This window comes from Variovorax sp. FW301-JW7 (assembly GCF_058788795.1).
Map to the genome: position 1 here is coordinate 567,806 of NZ_JBYTBC010000002.1, position 16,201 is coordinate 584,006.

Consider the following 16,201-nt stretch of genomic DNA (forward strand, 5'->3'; position numbering starts at 1 on the left):
TTCCCCGATGAACGCATCCCTTTCCCGCCGCAGCGTGCTGCGCACCGGCGCCGCCGCCGCCGTGGTCGCCTCGGGCGGCCTCATGGCCTCGCAGGCCTTCTCGCAGCAGGCGCGCAAGCTCACCTTCGCCTGGAACGCCGCGGCCTTCTGCCTCTCGCCCGTGGTGGTGGCGCAGGAGCGCGGCTACTTCGAGCGCAACGGCCTGCAGGTGGACCTCATCAACTACACGGGCTCGACCGACCAGCTGCTCGAATCGCTCGCCACCGCCAAGGCCGACGCGGCCGTGGGCATGATCCACCGCTGGCTCAAGCCGCTCGAATCGGGCTTCGACGTGAAGATCGTCGGCAGCTCGCACGGCGGCTGCGTGCGCCTGGTGGGCGCCAAGGACGCGGGCGCCACCAGCCTGGCCAGCCTCAAGGGCAAGATCATCGGCGTGTCGGACATCGCGAGCCCGGGCAAGAACTTCTTCTCGATCCTGCTGGCCAAGAACGGCATCGACGCCGACCGCGACGTGACCTGGCGCCAGTACCCGGCCGACCTGCTCGACATCGCGGTGAAGAAGGGCGAGATCCACGCCATCGCCGACGGCGACCCGAACGTCTACCTCATCGAGAAGCGCAACCAGGGCACCTTCGTCGAGCTCGCGAGCAACCTCTCGGGCGAGTACAAGGACAAGGTCTGCTGCATCGTCGGCGCGCGCGGCGAGCTGGTGCGCAAGGACAAGGCCACCGTCGCCTCGCTGGTGCGCGCCATCGCGCAGGCCTCCGACTACGTGGCCGAGAACCCAAACGAGTCGGCCAAGCTCTTCGCCAAGTACTCGCCCAAGGTGCCGGTCGAAGACCTGCGCGCGCTGCTGGGCACGCTCACGCACAACCACCACCCGCTGGGCCGCAAGCTGCGCGACGAGGTGGAGTTCTACGCACGCGACTTCCGCGGCGTCGGCGTGCTCAAGAAGACCACCGACCCGGTGCGCTTCGCGGAGCACGTCTCCTTCGATCCGCTGGCATGAGCGCCGTCATCGACCGGGTGCTCGAGGCACCACCGCAAGCGCCGGGGCACTGGCGCCGCCCTGGCATCGAGAAAGCCGCGCCGGCCGCCGTGTTCGCGCGTCCCGCCGAAGGCTTCTGGCGCACCGGTGCGCTCGCGAGCGTGGGCTGGGTCGCGCTGGGCCTGCTCACCGTCTACTGGCCCAACAAGGCCGTGGGCTTCAGCGACTGGGCCTACACCGACGAGTTCGGCATCGCCGCCATCGCCATCGGCGCGGTGCTGCTGCTCGTGGCGCTGCTCGGCGCGCGCGCGGGCCGCGTGGCGCGCACGCTGCGACCGGTCGGGCCGTGGCTGGTCGCGCTGCCGGTGCTGTTCGCCCTTTGGGAAATTGCGACCGCCAAGCTCGCGCTGCTGCCCACGCCGTTCTTCGCGCCGCCGCAGAGCCTCATCGAAACCTACATCGACGACTGGCGCCGCCTCGGGGAAAGCCTGGCGCATTCGGCGCGGCTGCTGGCCCACGGCTTCGTGCTGGGCGCGCTGGCGGGCTTTCTCACGGGCGTGACCATCGGCTGGTCGCGCATCGCGGGCTACTGGGTGCATCCGGTGCTGCGCTTCGTGGGGCCGGTGCCGGCCTCGGCGCTGCTGCCGCTGGCGTTTTTCTTCTTTCCGTCGAGCTACGCGGCGGCCGTGTTCCTCATCGCGCTGGCCACGGGTTTTCCGGTGGCGGTGCTCACGTGGTCGGGCGTGGCGGGCGTCAACCGCAACTACTACGACGTGGCGCGCACCATGGGCGCGAGCGAGCGCTTCCTGGTGCTGCGCGTGGCGATTCCCGCCGCGCTGCCGCAGGTGTTCGTGGGCCTGTTCATGGGGCTGGGCGCCGCCTTCTCGGTGCTGGTGACGGCCGAGATGATGGGCGTGAAGGCCGGGCTGGGCTTCTACCTGTCGTGGGCGCAGGGCTGGGCCTCGTACTCGAACATGTATGCCGCGCTGATCGTCATGGCGCTGCTGTGCTCGGGCCTGATCACGCTGCTGTTCAAGGTGCGCGACCGCGTGCTGTCGTGGCAGAAGGGGACCGTGAAATGGTAGCCACCGCCGAAGCCAACGTGCGCCAGGCCGGTGCGCAGATCGACATCCAGGGCGTGAGCCACTGGTTCGACGTGCCGGCCGGGCCACTGCAGGTGCTCGACGACATCGACCTCACGGTGAAGCCCGGCGAGTTCGTCGCGCTGCTCGGGCCGAGCGGCTGCGGCAAGTCGACGCTGCTGCGCCTCGTGGCCGGGCTGGAGCCCGCCACGGCCGGTCGCATCACGCAAGACGGCGCGCCCATCACGCGGCCCGACCCGTCGCGCATCGTCGTCTTCCAGGACCCGACGCTCTACCCCTGGCGCAGCGTGTGGGACAACGTGGCGCTCGGCCTGCAGGCGCGCGGCGTGCTCAAGGCGCAGCGCGGGCGCGTCGACGAGGCGCTGAAGCTCGTCGGGCTCACCGACTTCGCCAAGGCCTTTCCGCACCAGCTCTCGGGCGGCATGGCGCAGCGCGTGGCGCTGGCGCGCGCGCTGGTCAACGACCCGCAGCTGCTGGTACTCGACGAGCCGCTGGGCAAGCTCGACTCGCTCACGCGCATCGCGATGCAGAGCGAGCTGGTCAACCTGTGGCAGCGCGCGGGCTTCTCGGCGCTGCTGGTGACGCACGACGTGGAAGAGGCGCTGTTCCTCGCCAACCGCGTGATCGTGCTGAGCGACCGGCCGGCGCGCATCGCGGCGGAGCTCGTGGTCGATTTGCCGTATCCGCGGCATCGGGGCCATGCGCGGCTGGCAGAACTTCGTCACGAGGCACTGCGCCACTTGGGGCTCGACGCCACCTGGTAGATGTAGCTCGCCCCCAGGCTGCGCGCACTTCGTGTCGCTTCGCCAACCCCCTACCGGGGGCGGGCCGGCCGCTTCGGGCGGCCGTGCGCGGCGGCCCCCTTGAACAGATATGAACGCTCTGCCGGAAGCCGACGGGCTCAATTTCCTGATCGACCTGCTCCAGGGCGCCCAGGTGCAACTGCTGCGCGTGCTCGATGCGCTCGGCCTCGTGCAAAAGGTGAACGGCCAGCCGGCGTGGCCGTGGGCGCACCGGCTGTCGGGCGAGAACCTGCTGATCGACCTGGGGCAGGCGCGCAGCCTCGCGTGGACGCTGGTGTGCGTCGGCGTGGCGGTGCTGCTGCTGTCGGTCGCGTTGCTCTGGCGGCGCCCGCGCTGGTACCTGCTCGCGCTGGTGCCGATGCTGCTGATCGCCGCGCCCTGGCCCCACGCGAATGTCGTGCTCGTGCCTGCAACGCCGACGAGCTTCCACGTGTCGCCGACCGGCTTCACGGCCACATCGATCGCGCAAGGCCGCGTGCTCTACGCGCAGCACTGCGTGAGCTGCCACGGCACCGACGGCAAGGGCGAAGGGCCGCTGGCCGCCTCGCTGGCCGTGTGGCCGCCGAACCTCACGGGCCCGCTGCTGTGGCGCCGCGCCGATGGCGACCTGCTCTGGCGCGTGCTTCACGGCACCGCCACCATGCCCGGCTTCGACGGCCCGCTCGACGCGGCCGATGCCTGGGCGCTCATCGACTACATGAAGGCGCAGGGCGCGGGCCAGAGCCTGCGCGCGCAGGGCCACTGGCCGCAGCCCGTCGGCCTGCCCGACATGGCGGTGCGCTGCGGCGCGCAGGCGCCCCGGTCGCTCGCGCAGTGGCGCGGGCAGCGCGTGCGCGTCGTGGCGGGCGCGGTCGCGCCCAGCGAAGACCCGCGCCTGGTGACGGTGCAGTTGCTGCCGCCCGGGGCGAAGGCGGCGGGCGTTACCGCCGATTGCGTGGCCGACTCACCGGCCGCGTGGGAGGCACTGGCGCTCATCGCGGGCACCGACCAGCTCGCGGGCATGCAGCTCATCGCCGACCGCGACGGCTGGCTGCGCGTGCGCGGCCTGCCGGGGCAGGCCGGCTGGTCCGACGACGACCTGCTGTGCCGCAGCGACAGCCCGCCGGCCGCCTCGGCGAAAGGCACCGTGCTGCCACCCGATGGCCTGGGCGCGCTCATCGCGCGCATGGACGCCGAGCCGGTGCGCTTCGTCAAGGGCGGCTTCATCCACTGATTTCCTTTTCACTGCTTTTACGGAGAACGAACCCATGACCTCACACCTCGACCGATCGCGCCGCCAGCTGCTTGCCGGCGGCCTTGCTGCGGCCACGACCGCCACCTTGCCCGCCTTCGTGCGTGCACAAGGTCGCCCGGTGCTCAAGGCCGGCGACCAGAAGGGTGGGCTGCGCGCGCTGCTCGAAGCGGCGGGCGGGCTCGACGGCCTGGGCTACGACATCCAGTGGTCGGAATTCCCGGCCGCCGCGCCGCTGGCCGAAGCGCTCAACGCGGGCGCGGTCGACTCGGGTCCGATCGGCGATGCGCCGCTGATCTTCGCGCTCGCGGCCGGCACGCGCGTCAAGGCCATCGGCGCGAACCGCTCGGACGCCTACGGCACGGCGGTGCTGGTGCGGCCCGATTCGCCGCTCAAGAGCGCGGCCGAACTCAAGGGCAAGAGCGTCGCCACCAACCGCGGCTCCATCGGCCACTACGTCACGCTGAAGGCGATCACCGCGGCGGGGCTGAAGCCCGAGGACGTGAACATCCGCTTTCTTGCACCGGCCGATGCCAAGCTCGCGCTCACCCAAGGCTCGGTCGACGCCTGGGCCACCTGGGAGCCCTACACCGCGCTGGCCGAAATCAGCCGCCATGCGCGCGTGCTGGTCAGCGGGCGCGGCCTGCTGCCGGGGCTGAGCTACCTCGCCGCGACCGACGCCGCCATTGCCACCAAGCGGCCGGTGCTGCAGGACTTTCTGCAGCGCGTGGTGAAGGCGCAGCGCTGGTCGTACCGCAATGTCGATGCCTTCTCGGCCACGCTGGCACGCATCATCGGCATTCCGCCCGAGGCGGCGAAGCTGCAGTTCGAGCGCCGCCAGCAGCAGTGGATTCCCATCGACGCGCAGGTCATCGCCGACCAGCAGGGCACGGCCGATTTCTACCGGCAGGTGGGGCTCATCAAGCAGCCGCTCGACGTGAAGGGCACGTTCGACACGGGCTTCGGTGCCACGGCCTAGGGTCGTCGCTCGAGCGCCTGCACGCGGAAGTCCTGCGGCGCGATGCCGTAGGCGCGGCGGAAGGCGCGGCTGAAATCCGAGGCGCTGCGAAAGCCCGCGCTGTAGGCGATGTCGGTCACCATCACATGCGGGTAGCGCGCCAGGTCGCTTGCCGCCTGGCGCAGCCGCAGGCTGCGGATGTAGCTGCCCAGCCCGCCCTCGTGCTGGAACATGCGGTACAGCGTGGGGCGCGGCAGCTGCAGCGCGGCCAGCACGCTCTCGGGCGTGAGGTCGGCGCGGTGCAGGTGGGTCTGCACGTGGCGGCGCACCTGGTCGAACATGGCGGCACGTGCCGCCGAGCGCGCGTTGCCGTCGAAGCCGGCCTGCTTGCCGAAGGCCGACACCACGAGCTGCGCGCCCGTGCGCACCGCGCTCTGGGCCGCCGCCGGCGTCATGCCGCCGATGTCGCGCGCCAGCGAGATCGCGTGCCCCGCCGCCAGCCGCGCCAGCGGCGTGGTGCAGGTGAGCATGCGCCCGTGGATGGCCTCGGGGTCGGGGAAGCTCTCCTGCACCAGCGTGCCGGGCACGAAGAAGGTGTGGACCCGGCAGTCGTGGCGCCGCATGCGCACCGGCTGGTTCATGTCCAGTGCAAGGATGGTGGGCGTGCCGGCGGGGGCGGGCGGCGGTTCGCCCTTGCGGCGTGCACCGGGTGTGGCACGCACCCGCAGGTCGTCCACGCCGCCTTCCTCGAACACATGGAACACGAAGTCGCGCACGCTGTCGGTCGATACGCGGGCCAGCGAGCGCTCCAGCACCAGCGTGTCGGAGCGGCACTCGGTGAAGACCAGGCCGCCCACGTCGTAGCGGTCGATCGCGGCGTTGAACGGACGCTCGAGCGCATCGCGCGTGGGCAGCGCGTCCATCACATGGCCGACGCGTGCGCGCCAGGCCAGGAACTGCCGGTCGGGCGGCTCCGCGCGCACGTCGAAGTGGCTGTGCGCCACGCCCGGGGGAGAGAGGGGGCGTTCGGGGGCCGCGGCGGCGCTGGATGTCATGGGCGAGGTCGGAACAGCGCCAGGGCGTGAGGCGGGCTGTTCCGCCAAATAGTACTAACTAAGCGTTAAAAAATCACAGATTTCGCGGAATTCTCCCAAGAACTGAGACGGATGGTCAAGGCTGTTTACAAAGCGCCCTCAGGCTCGCAGCAGGCGTCCCGCATGGCAATTTCATTGCACAGGGACACCGGGTTTACTTTTTTCCCAGCGTTGATTGACCGAGCGAGCATTGACATGTCCAAAGGAAGCGCCGAGCTGCGTGCCATTTCGGAACTGGACGACGCACCGCCCTTGAGCCCCGCCGTGGCCGCGAACGCCGCGGCGCGGCTCTTTGCCCAGGCCAACCAGCTGGAGCTGGCCAACCTGATGGCGGCGGTCGAGCGCGGCGACGTGTGGGCCGCTGCGCGCACGGCGCGGCAGATCCTGTGCGACATCGAGGAGGCGGCCCTGGCGGCGCACGGGCTCGACCGGGCGCAGGAAGAAACCGGCGACGAGGGCCTGCTCTCGCCGCGTGAACTCAAGGTGCTCGAACTCGTGGCCCAGGGCTGGAGCAACCGGCGCGTGGCCGAGGCGCTGCACCGCTCCGACAGCACGGTTGCCAGCCAGATCAAGAGCATCTACCGCAAGCTGTCGGTCCATTCGCGCACGCAGGCCGTGCACGAGGCCATGCGGCGCGGGCTGCTGCACCCCTCGGGCGCGACGCAGCGCCGGGTGATCAGGTTCCCGGGGGCCGGGCCCACGCGCGGCTGAGTTCAGGCGGCCTTGCGCGTGCGCGGCCTGGGCGTGCCGCCGGGCGCTGGCAACTGCTCGCGCAGGCAGTCCAGGAAGGTGCGCACCACCTCCGGCAGCGTGCGGTCGGCCAGCGTCTGCAGCTCGACCGAACGCCCGCGCATGCCGGGCTCGCGGATCTCGGCCGCGACCAGCTCGCCGCGCTGCACGCGGTCGCGCACCGTGATCTCTCCCGTGATGCCCAGGCCGCCGCCCTGCAGCACGAAATTGGCGATGGCCTCGAAGCGGTTGCTCACCAGCACGGGTTCGAACACGAGGCCGCGGTTGCTGCAGGCCACGTCGAACAGCTGGCGCACCGTGTTCTCGGGGCTGCTGAGTGCGATGGGAAAGGGATGCATCTGCGCCAGCGTCACGCTGCGCGAGGTGGCCAGCACATGGTCGGGCCGCATCACCACGAACACCGACGCCGGCTGGCGGTGCTCGACCCGGATGCCGCGCACCGCCGCGCGGCTGTAGGTCAGGCCGATGTCCGCCTCGCCGAGCAGCACGGCATCGCTCACCTGCGTCGGGCCGGTGGCATCGAGCCGGAAGCGCACACCCGGGTACTGCGCGCGGAACGCCGCGATGGTGCGCGGCAGGAACTCGTTGGCGAAGCCCGAGGAACAGGCGATGCGCACCCGCCCGCTCAGCGGCCCCTGCAGCGCCTGGATGTCCGACAGCACGCGCTCGGCCTCCAGCGCGCCGCGCAGGGCGTGCGCCGCCAGCAGCTCGCCCGCGGCGCTGGGCACCATGCCGCGCGGGCGGCGCTCGAACAGCGGCGCGCCCACCAGCGTTTCGAGCGCGGCCACCTGGCGGCTGATGGCCGAGATGCTGACGTTCAGTCGCGCAGCCGCCTCGGTGAGCGAGCCGGTGCGGGCCACTTCGAGGAAGTAGCGCAGCGAGGTTTCCTGCAGGCGACGGCTGGGCATGGGGGCGTGAGAGGTTTGCAAGGAATGCAAAGGTAGCTCAAGAAAATAGCAATTGTTGAAAAGGTGCCCGCTTTTTATGCTGCGCAGACACCCCGTTCCTCGTTCTGCTCCCTTCTGCGCTGCCATCCATGCCCACTCGTTCCCCCCGCTTTCCCCGCCGCCTGATGGCACTGGTGCCCATGGCCTTCCTGCTTATGGGCCACGGCCTCGCGCAGTCCGCCGAACTCTCGCCGGCCCAGGCCGAGCGCCATGCGCAGGGCACCTACCGCGAGTACTTCGAGCTGCTGGCCCTGCCCAACGACGCCACCGTGCCGGAAGACATCCGCAAGAACGTCGACTGGCTGGAGCAGGCCTTCCGCAAGCGCGGCTTCACGACGAAGCAGCTGCCCAACAACGGCAAACCGATGCTCTACGCCGAGTTCCCGGGCAGCGACCCGGCGCGCAAGACGGTGCTCTTCTACATGCACCTCGATGGCCAGCCGGTGATTCCCGCGCAGTGGGCGCAAAAGAGCCCGTGGACGCCCGTGCTCAAGCGCAAGACCGATAAGGGCGAGTGGGAAGAGATCGATGCGGCCCCGCTCTTCAGCGGCCCGCTGGACCCCGAGTGGCGCGTGTTCGGCCGGGCCTCGGCGGACGACAAGGGCCCGATCATGATGCTGCTGGCGGCCATCGACGCGCTGAAGGCCGGCGGCGGCCAGCCAGCGGTCAACGTGAAGGTGATCCTCGACAGCGAGGAAGAAAAGGGCTCGCCGTCGATCAGCCAGGTCATGCAGGCGCACCGCGAGCTGCTGCGCAGCGACGCCATCGTGATCCACGACGGCCCCATGCACGCCACCAACCGGCCCACGCTGGTGTTCGGCAACCGCGGCGCGGCCGATGCGCGGCTCACCGTGTACGGCGCCAAGGTGCCGCTGCACAGCGGGCACTACGGCAACTACGCGCCCAACCCGGCCCAGCGCCTGGCCAGCCTGCTGGCCACGATGAAGGACGACACCGGCCGGGTCACCGTGCCCGGCTACTACGACCGCGTGAAGATCGGCGAGGCCGAGCGCAAGATCATGGCCGCCGTGCCCGACGACGAGGCCGCGCTCAAGCGCCGCCTGGGCATCGCGCGCACTGACCGGGTCGGCGCCAACTACCAGGAGGCGATGCAGTACCCCTCGCTGAACGTGCGCGGCATGGCCTCGGCGGCGGTGGGCGACAAGGTGGCGAACATCGTGCCCGACAAGGCCGAGGCCGAGATGGACCTGCGCACCACGCCCGACTCCGACGCGCCCTACCTGGGCAAGCTCATCGAGGCGCACATCGTCAAGCAGGGCTACCACCTCGTGAAGGGCGCGCCGACCGACGAGGAGCGCGCCCGCTACGACAAGATCGCCAGCTTCAGCTACCGCAGCGAGGGCGCCGACGCGGCAGGCTCGCCGATCAACTCACCGATCGGCCAGTGGGCCTACAAGGCGCTGACCGACACCTTCGGCACCACGCCCGAGCCGGTGCGCATCCGCATGATGGGCGGCACCGTGCCGACGGCGGAAATCGTGCGCGTGCTGCAGGTGCCCTTTGCGATCATTCCGCTGGTGAACGCCGACAACAACCAGCACGCGGCGAACGAGAACCTGCGCATGGGCAACTACGTGACCGGCGTGCAGACCGTGTACGCGCTGATGACGCACGGGTTCTGAGCCCCCGAACGGGGCGGGTGCCCGTCAGGCTCCCTTGCCGGGCTTCTGCGCCTGCTCGCAGTTCACCTGGACCAGCTCGCGCTGGTCCAGCGTCGCGCCGAAGCGCACCGCGCTGAGGCAGCCGCCCCACACGCAGCCGGTGTCGGTCGAGAGCAGGTCGGGCCGCGAGAGCCAGCCCAGCGTCGACCAGTGGCCGAAGGCGACCGTGGCCGCAGCCGTCTTGCGGCCCGGCACGTCGAACCACGGCAGGTAGCCTTCGGGGCCGGGAATCGAACCGTCCTTGCTCTCGAACTCCATCACGCCCTCGGGCGTGCAATAGCGCAGGCGCGTGAGCGCGTTGACGATCACGCGCAGCCGCGCATGGCCCGTGAGCGTGTCGTCCCAGTGGTCGGGCGTGTTGCCGTACATCTCGTGCAGGAAGTCGCCCAGCGCGGGGCCGCGCAGCACCGACTCGACCTCCGACGCCAGCGCCAGCGTGTCGCCCACCGTCCACTGCGGCAGTACGCCGGCATGCACCATCAGCAGGTCGCCGCCGCCGATCTGCATGTGCAGCGCCATGTGCTGCTGGCGCAGCCAGTCGAGCATCGCCTCGCTGTCGGGCGCGGCCAGCAGGCCGGCCACCGTGTCCTTGCGGCCGCCCTTGCGCACGCCGTGCGCCACGCCCAGCAGGTGCAGGTCGTGGTTGCCCAGCAGGCTGCGTGCCGAGGCGCCGTAGCCCTGCAGGCGGCGCAGCACCGCGGCCGAATCGGGGCCCCGGTTGACCAGGTCGCCGAGCACCACGAGGGTGTCGCGGCTGGGGGAGAAATCGATCTTGTCGAGCAGCCGGCCCAGGGGGGCATCGCAGCCCTGGACGTCGCCGATACAGTAAAGTGACATTCCCTCATTCTCTCCCCCTGTTCATGGATGTCTTCCTGCTGGCCTTGCTGACCACCCTCAATGCGGTGTTCGCAATGTCCGAAATGGCCCTTTCCACCAGCCGCCGCGCACGCCTCGCGGCCTTGGCCGAAACGGGGGACACCGGGGCGGAGGCCGCGTTGAAGCTGATGGAATCGCCCACGCAATTCCTCTCGACCGTGCAGATCGGCATCACGTCCATCGGCATGCTCAGCGGTATCGTGGGCGAAGCTGCTTTTGCGGCGCCGCTCGCGGTGTGGATGGAAAGCGTCGGCATGGGCGCCGGCACCGCCAGCGTCGTGTCGACCGCGGTGGTGGTGACCTGCATCACCTTCTTCACCATCATCTTCGGCGAGCTGGTGCCCAAGCGCATCGGCCAGCTGTACCCCGAGCCGGTGGCGCGTTTCGTGTCGCGCCCCATGCGCAGCCTGGCCAAGGGCGCCAAGCCTTTCGTGTGGCTGCTGGCCGGCGCCACCGCCACCACGCTGAAGCTGTTGCGCATCGACGCCAACGCCGCGCGCTCGGTGACCGAAGAAGAAATCTCGGCCAGCCTCGAAGAAGGCGTGGACGCCGGCGTGATCGAGCAGCACGAGCACCAGATGGTGCGCAACGTGTTCCACCTGGACGACCGCCGCCTGTCGTCGCTCATGATCCCGCGCGCCGACATCGAATGGCTCGACGCCTCCAACACCGTGGCGCAGGCGCTGCAGAAGGTGGCGGACGCCGCGGCGCTCAACCTCGTGCATTCGTGGTACCCCGTGTGCCGCAACTCGCTGGACGACGTGGTCGGCGTGATCAGCGTGGCGCACCTGCTGCGCCTGGGCTCGGCCCACACCGGCGTGCTGGGCCAGGAGGCCACGCCGGCCGTGTTCGTGCCCGAGACGCTCACCGGCATGGAGCTGCTCGAGCAGTTCCGCACGCGCGCCGGCCGGCTGGTGTTCGTGGTCGACGAGTACGGCGTGGTGCAGGGCCTCATGACCCCGCGCGACCTGCTCGAGGCCATCACCGGCGAGCTGCAACCCGGCATGCAGGCCGATGCCTGGGCCCACCAGCGCACCGACGGTGTGTGGGAGCTCGACGGCCTCATGCCCGTGTCGGAACTGCGCGCGCGCCTGGGCATCCGCGAGCTGCCCGATGAAGAGCGCGGGCGCTACAACACCGTGGCCGGCTTGCTGATGTCCGTGTCGGGCCACCTGCCCGCCGTGGGCGAGCACATCGACTGCGCCGGCTGGTGCTTCGAGATCGTGGCGCTCGAAGGGCGCCGCATCGACCGCGTGCTGGCGTCGCCGGACCCGGCCGCGCCGCAAGAAGACTGAAGAGGAGGGCGCGGCCATGCTGTCGCTGCTTGCACTGAGTTGCCCCCAATGCTCGGCCCCGCTGCCGCGCGCGGCGCGCTGGCGCACCGTCACCTGCGGCTACTGCGGCGCCACCATCACGCGCGGCACCGAAACCGTCGAGCGCGAGAGCTTTCGCGCCGCCTGGCGCCGCGCCAACGCGCCGCAGCTCACGGACACCGGCCGCCTCCTGCAATGGCGCGGCGCGCACTACCGCGTGCTCGCGCCGCTGGGCCACGGCGAGCACAGCGAGGTGCTGCTGGCCGAACGGCTGGGCGCGCTGCCCGAGCGCGTGACGATCAAGCTTGCGCGTGACGCGGCCGGCGATGCCGTGCTGGCGCGCGAGGCCGCCGTGCTGCAGTCGCTGCAAGCCCTGTCGGTGGCCGGTGCGGCCTACTTCACGCGGCGGCTGCCGCAGCCGCTGGGCCTGGGCGTGGCGCTGGGCCTGGGCGACGGCGAGCGGCAGGCGCTCGTGCTGCGCCACCCGACCGGTTTCTGGGGCAGCCTGCAAGAGGTGCAGCAAGCCAACAGCCCGCAAGGCATCGATGCGCGCCATGCCGTCTGGCTCTGGCGGCGCATGCTCGAGGTGCTGGCCTTCGTGCACGGCGCCGGCTGGACGCACCGCGCGCTCGTGCCCGCGCATGCGCTCGTGCATCCGCGCGACCACGGCGTGCTGCTCATCGGCTGGTCGCAGGCGCGGCAAGACGTGTCCGGTGGCGCCATCGGGCGCGACCTGATGGCGTCCGCGCGCAGCGTGCGCACGTTGCTGTCGGATGGTGCTGTGCCCGCACCGCTCGCCGCCTTGCTGCGCGAGTGCAGCGACGACGCGATTGCCTGCGAGCGCCTGGGCGCGCAGGGCATCGAGCTGGCGCTGTCGGCCGCCTCGCGCGAAGCCTTCGGGCCGCCGCGCTTCGTTCACTTCGACCCCGCGCCGGCCGGCTAGCAGTCAGCCTTTCACTTTTTCCTCACGAAGGAGTACCTCCATGGGTTACGGAAATTATTCGCACGCCGCCCACGCGGCCATCGTGGCCGATCGCGCCGCCAAGTCCGGCAGCGAGGTCTTCACGCAGACCGCCACGCACGCGCTCATGAACCCGCAGGGGCTCAAGGTGCGCGAGTCGCGCGACAACGCCGACCATCCGAACTCGCTGGGCATCGTGTTCGCGCTCGATGTCACCGGCTCGATGGGCGACATCCCGCAGACCCTCGCGCGCCGCGAGCTGCCCACCTTCATGAAGCTGCTGACGGACTGCGGCGTGGCCGACCCCCAGCTGCTCTTCATGGCCATCGGCGACGCCACCTCCGACCAGGCGCCGCTGCAGGTGGGGCAGTTCGAATCGACCGCCAACCTCATGGACCAGTGGCTCACCTGGAGCTACCTCGAAGGCGGCGGCGGGGGCAGCGGCGAAGAAAGCTACGAGCTGGCCTTCTACGTCATGGCGCAGCACACCGACATGGACTGCTGGGTGAAACGCAAGAAGCGCGGCTACCTGTTCGTCACGGGCGACGAGCTGCCGTACCCGGCCGTGTCGCGCCACCAGGTCGAAGGCCTCATCGGCGAGAAGCTCGACGAGGACATTCCCATCGAAGAGGTCATCGCCGCCGCGGCCGAGACCACGCACCTGTTCTTCCTGATCCCCGACGCACAACGCCGTCGCCGCTGCGAGCCGCGCTGGCGCGAGCTGCTGGGCGACCACGTGATCTGCATGGACTCGCCCGACGATGCCTGCGCCGTGGCCGCCGGCATCGTCGCGCTCACCGAGAAGGCCGTGCCCAACCTCGACGCGCTGGCCCGCGTGATGGGCGCCACCGGCATGGCCAAGGAACGCGTGGGCGGCGTGCTGCACGCGCTGGACGGCTACGCCGCGCTGCTCGACCCGACCGCACCGCGCCGCGCCACGCCGGCCGCGGGCAATGGGGCACGCAGCTCGTGGTGGAAGCGGCTCTTCGGCTGACGGCCTGCCGTTGACTTCGACGCGCTACGTCTCGCTGCTCGGCCTCGGTTTCGGCGACTGCGGCAAGGGCCGCTTCACCGATTTTTTATGCGGCGCCTGGGGTGCCCACACCGTGGTGCGCTTCAACGGCGGCGCGCAGGCCGGCCACAACGTGGTGCTGGCCGGCGGCCGCCACCACACCTTCTCGCAGTTCGGCGCAGGCAGCTTCCATGCGGGCGTGGCGACCGTGCTTGCGAGTCCGGTGGTGGTGCATCCGACGGCGTTGCGCGTCGAGGCCGAGGTGCTGCAGCGCGCCGGTGTGCCCGACGCCTTCGCGCGCCTGTTCATCGATGCGCGCTGCCGCGTGACCACGCCGTTCCATCAGGCTGCTGGCCGATTGCGCGAATGGGCACGCGGCGCGGCGGCGCATGGCAGCTGTGGCGTCGGTGTGGGCGAGACCGTGCGGCAAGCACTGGCCGCGCCTGAAACGACGCTGCACTACGGCGACCTTGTTCACCCCGCGCGCACGCTCGACAGGCTCGAGGCCTTGCGCCTCGCGCTGCACCGGGAGTTCGCGAACGCGCTGCCTTCGTCGGCAGACGCCGCGCAAGAGCTGGCCGTGCTCGCCGACGCTTCACTCGCACCACGCTGGCTCGACGCTGTGCAGCCCTGCCTGCGCCAGTCGCCGCCCGCGAGCGCCGACGCCATCGGCGAACGGCTCGCGCGCCCCGGCACCGTGCTGTTCGAAGGCGCGCAGGGCGTGCTGCTCGACGAGTGGCGCGGCTTTCATCCGCACACGACCTGGAGCACCGTCTCCACCGCCGCCGTCGAGGCGGTGCTGCGCGATGCGGGCATCGCGGCGCCCGTGCAGCACCTGGGCGTGCTGCGCAGTCACCTCACGCGGCACGGCGTCGGTCCGCTGCCCACGCACGACCGCGCGCTCGATGCGCGGCTGGCCGAGCCGCACAACGCCGACGAGGGCTGGCAGGGCGCGTTCCGCCGCGGCCATCCCGACGCCGTGCTGCTGCGCTACGCGCTCGCTGCCGCCGGTCCGCTCGACGGGCTGCTCGCCAGCCACCTCGACGCGGTCGCGAACGCCGACTTGCGCTGGTGCACCGGCTACCGCGGCGCCGACGGCCATACGGTGTCATCGCTGCCCCTGAGCGACGCACCCGACCTCGACCACCAGCACGCGCTGACCCGCCTGCTGGAAGGCGCCCAGCCCCTGTACGACCCGCACCCCGTCGCCAACGCCCCCGAGTGGGTGCAGCGCGTGGAAGCCCTCAGCGGCCTGCCCGTGCGCTTCGGCGCGTTCGGCCCGGTGCGCGAGGCCGTCCGTGCGCGCGACCTGCTGCGCTGACCTGATGAGAAAGCCCGCGTGACCCCCAACGTCTTCCTGATCGCCGGCGCCGTGCTGAGCGCCATCGCCGCGCTCTTGCATGTGTGCGTCATCTTCGGCGGCCCGGCCTGGTACCGCTTCTTTGGCGCTGGCGAGCGGATGGCCGCGAGCGCCGAGGCCGGCCACCTGTACCCCGTGGCCGTCACGCTGGTCATCGCCGGCATGCTGGGCGTGTGGGCCGCCTACGCGCTCGCGGGTGCCGGCGTGCTGCAGCCACTGCCCTTGCAGGCGCTGGTGCTGCCCTCCATCACGGCCGTGTACCTGCTGCGCGGCCTTGTCGCCGTCGCGATGTGGCTGTTCGACCGGCGCCGCCTCAGCGCTTTCTGGGTGTGGAGCTCGCTCGTGTGCTTCGTGTACGGCGTGGTGCACCTCGTCGGGCTCGTGCAGGTCTGGGGCACGCTCTGACGACCTGGCCGCCGCGGCACTCAAGCAGAATCAGAACCGACAAGCTTCTCTCCGTTTTCTTTCTCCCACGACACACCATGACCACACCCGAAGACATCTACACCGAACCCCCGGCCGATCCCGACACGCTCGCCAACCTCGGTCCGCTGCGGCCGATGGCGGGCATCTGGGAGGGCATGAAGGGCGTCGACGTCAAGCCGAAGAAAGACGGCCCGAAGACACAGGTCTACGTGGAGCACTATGAGCTGCAGCCCATCGACGCGCAGACCAACGGCCCGCAGCTGCTGTACGGCCTGCGCTATCACACCTACATCCACAAGCCCGGCCTCACCAAGATGTACCACGACCAGGTCGGCTACTGGCTGTGGGAGCCGGCCACGAGCACCGTGTTCCTCACGCTGGCCATTCCGCGCGGACAGGTGGCCATGGCCAGCGGCCACGTGAAGCCCGGCGACACCGAGTTCACGCTCAGCGCCGAGCACGGCAGCCTGGTGAACGGCATCGTGTCGAACCCGTTCCTGGAGCGCGCCTTCACCACGCTGGCGTGGAACATCACGGTGAAGATCAACGCCGACGGCACCTGGTCGTACGACCAGGACACCGTGATGCAGATCCTGGGCCAGGCCGAGCCTTTCCATCACACCGATCGCAACACGCTCACGCGCGTTGGCGAGCCCGGGCTCAATCCGCTGGCGAAGACGGCGGCGGCCTGAGGCCG

The 16,201-nt window shown here is 70.7% G+C and carries 16 protein-coding genes; 13 read left to right on the plus strand and 3 right to left on the minus strand.

What is annotated here, in order from left to right:
- Positions 1 to 7 precede the first annotated feature (7 nt).
- The 5 genes from AC3WQM_RS07640 to AC3WQM_RS07660 all read left to right on the plus strand — a co-directional run bounded on the left by AC3WQM_RS07640 (position 8) and on the right by AC3WQM_RS07660 (position 5,104).
- Positions 8 to 1,009, plus strand: a complete 1,002-nt coding sequence (locus tag AC3WQM_RS07640; RefSeq protein ID WP_492677678.1) for an ABC transporter substrate-binding protein — start codon at positions 8 to 10, stop codon at positions 1,007 to 1,009.
- Complete coding sequence (locus AC3WQM_RS07645) at positions 1,006 to 2,073, plus strand: ABC transporter permease (protein ID WP_492677680.1); 1,068 nt, start codon at positions 1,006 to 1,008, stop codon at positions 2,071 to 2,073. Before AC3WQM_RS07640 ends, AC3WQM_RS07645 begins: the two co-directional genes overlap by 4 nt.
- Positions 2,067 to 2,855, plus strand: coding sequence for an ABC transporter ATP-binding protein (locus AC3WQM_RS07650; protein WP_095744224.1), 789 nt, complete (start codon positions 2,067 to 2,069; stop codon positions 2,853 to 2,855). The genes AC3WQM_RS07645 and AC3WQM_RS07650 overlap by 7 nt, the downstream gene beginning before the upstream one ends.
- A 109-nt stretch (positions 2,856 to 2,964) precedes the next feature.
- Positions 2,965 to 4,107: a c-type cytochrome gene (locus AC3WQM_RS07655; protein ID WP_492677682.1), complete on the plus strand. Its 1,143-nt coding sequence runs from the start codon at positions 2,965 to 2,967 to the stop codon at positions 4,105 to 4,107.
- A gap of 34 nt (positions 4,108 to 4,141) precedes the next feature.
- A complete protein-coding gene (locus AC3WQM_RS07660; protein ID WP_492677684.1) occupies positions 4,142 to 5,104 on the plus strand; it encodes an ABC transporter substrate-binding protein in 963 nt (320 codons plus the stop codon).
- On the opposite strand, the gene AC3WQM_RS07665 is transcribed toward AC3WQM_RS07660, so the two are convergent.
- A complete protein-coding gene (locus tag AC3WQM_RS07665; RefSeq protein ID WP_492677686.1) occupies positions 5,101 to 6,138 on the minus strand; it encodes an AraC family transcriptional regulator in 1,038 nt (345 codons plus the stop codon). The genes AC3WQM_RS07660 and AC3WQM_RS07665 overlap by 4 nt on opposite strands.
- A 234-nt stretch (positions 6,139 to 6,372) precedes the next feature.
- On the opposite strand from AC3WQM_RS07665, the gene AC3WQM_RS07670 reads away from it, so the two are divergent.
- Entirely contained in the window at positions 6,373 to 6,888 is a 516-nt protein-coding gene (locus tag AC3WQM_RS07670; protein WP_492677688.1) for a response regulator transcription factor, read from the plus strand.
- Positions 6,889 to 6,890: 2 nt separating this feature from the next.
- Here AC3WQM_RS07670 and AC3WQM_RS07675 read toward each other — a convergent pair whose 3' ends face one another.
- Complete coding sequence (locus AC3WQM_RS07675) at positions 6,891 to 7,835, minus strand: LysR family transcriptional regulator (RefSeq protein WP_492677690.1); 945 nt, start codon at positions 7,833 to 7,835, stop codon at positions 6,891 to 6,893.
- 128 nt (positions 7,836 to 7,963) lie between these two features.
- On the opposite strand from AC3WQM_RS07675, the gene AC3WQM_RS07680 reads away from it, so the two are divergent.
- Positions 7,964 to 9,517, plus strand: a complete 1,554-nt coding sequence (locus tag AC3WQM_RS07680; protein ID WP_492677692.1) for a M20/M25/M40 family metallo-hydrolase — start codon at positions 7,964 to 7,966, stop codon at positions 9,515 to 9,517.
- A gap of 24 nt (positions 9,518 to 9,541) precedes the next feature.
- Here the strand turns inward: AC3WQM_RS07680 and AC3WQM_RS07685 are convergent, their stop codons facing one another.
- Positions 9,542 to 10,393, minus strand: a complete 852-nt coding sequence (locus AC3WQM_RS07685; protein WP_492677694.1) for a symmetrical bis(5'-nucleosyl)-tetraphosphatase — start codon at positions 10,391 to 10,393, stop codon at positions 9,542 to 9,544.
- A gap of 23 nt (positions 10,394 to 10,416) precedes the next feature.
- Here AC3WQM_RS07685 and AC3WQM_RS07690 point away from each other — a divergent pair, with 23 nt between their 5' ends.
- The 6 genes from AC3WQM_RS07690 to AC3WQM_RS07715 all read left to right on the plus strand — a co-directional run bounded on the left by AC3WQM_RS07690 (position 10,417) and on the right by AC3WQM_RS07715 (position 16,196).
- Positions 10,417 to 11,727, plus strand: a complete 1,311-nt coding sequence (locus AC3WQM_RS07690; RefSeq protein ID WP_489061873.1) for a hemolysin family protein — start codon at positions 10,417 to 10,419, stop codon at positions 11,725 to 11,727.
- 16 nt (positions 11,728 to 11,743) lie between these two features.
- A complete protein-coding gene (locus AC3WQM_RS07695; RefSeq protein WP_492677696.1) occupies positions 11,744 to 12,688 on the plus strand; it encodes a protein kinase family protein in 945 nt (314 codons plus the stop codon).
- A 40-nt stretch (positions 12,689 to 12,728) separates the two neighbouring features.
- Positions 12,729 to 13,700, plus strand: a complete 972-nt coding sequence (locus tag AC3WQM_RS07700; RefSeq protein ID WP_492677698.1) for a VWA domain-containing protein — start codon at positions 12,729 to 12,731, stop codon at positions 13,698 to 13,700.
- A 10-nt stretch (positions 13,701 to 13,710) separates the two neighbouring features.
- Positions 13,711 to 15,039, plus strand: a complete 1,329-nt coding sequence (locus AC3WQM_RS07705; protein ID WP_492677700.1) for an adenylosuccinate synthetase — start codon at positions 13,711 to 13,713, stop codon at positions 15,037 to 15,039.
- 18 nt (positions 15,040 to 15,057) lie between these two features.
- Positions 15,058 to 15,483, plus strand: coding sequence for a hypothetical protein (locus AC3WQM_RS07710; RefSeq protein ID WP_492677702.1), 426 nt, complete (start codon positions 15,058 to 15,060; stop codon positions 15,481 to 15,483).
- A 77-nt stretch (positions 15,484 to 15,560) separates the two neighbouring features.
- Positions 15,561 to 16,196 (plus strand): FABP family protein, encoded by a 636-nt coding sequence (locus tag AC3WQM_RS07715; protein WP_492677704.1) that lies wholly within the window; start codon positions 15,561 to 15,563, stop codon positions 16,194 to 16,196.
- Positions 16,197 to 16,201 lie beyond the last annotated feature (5 nt).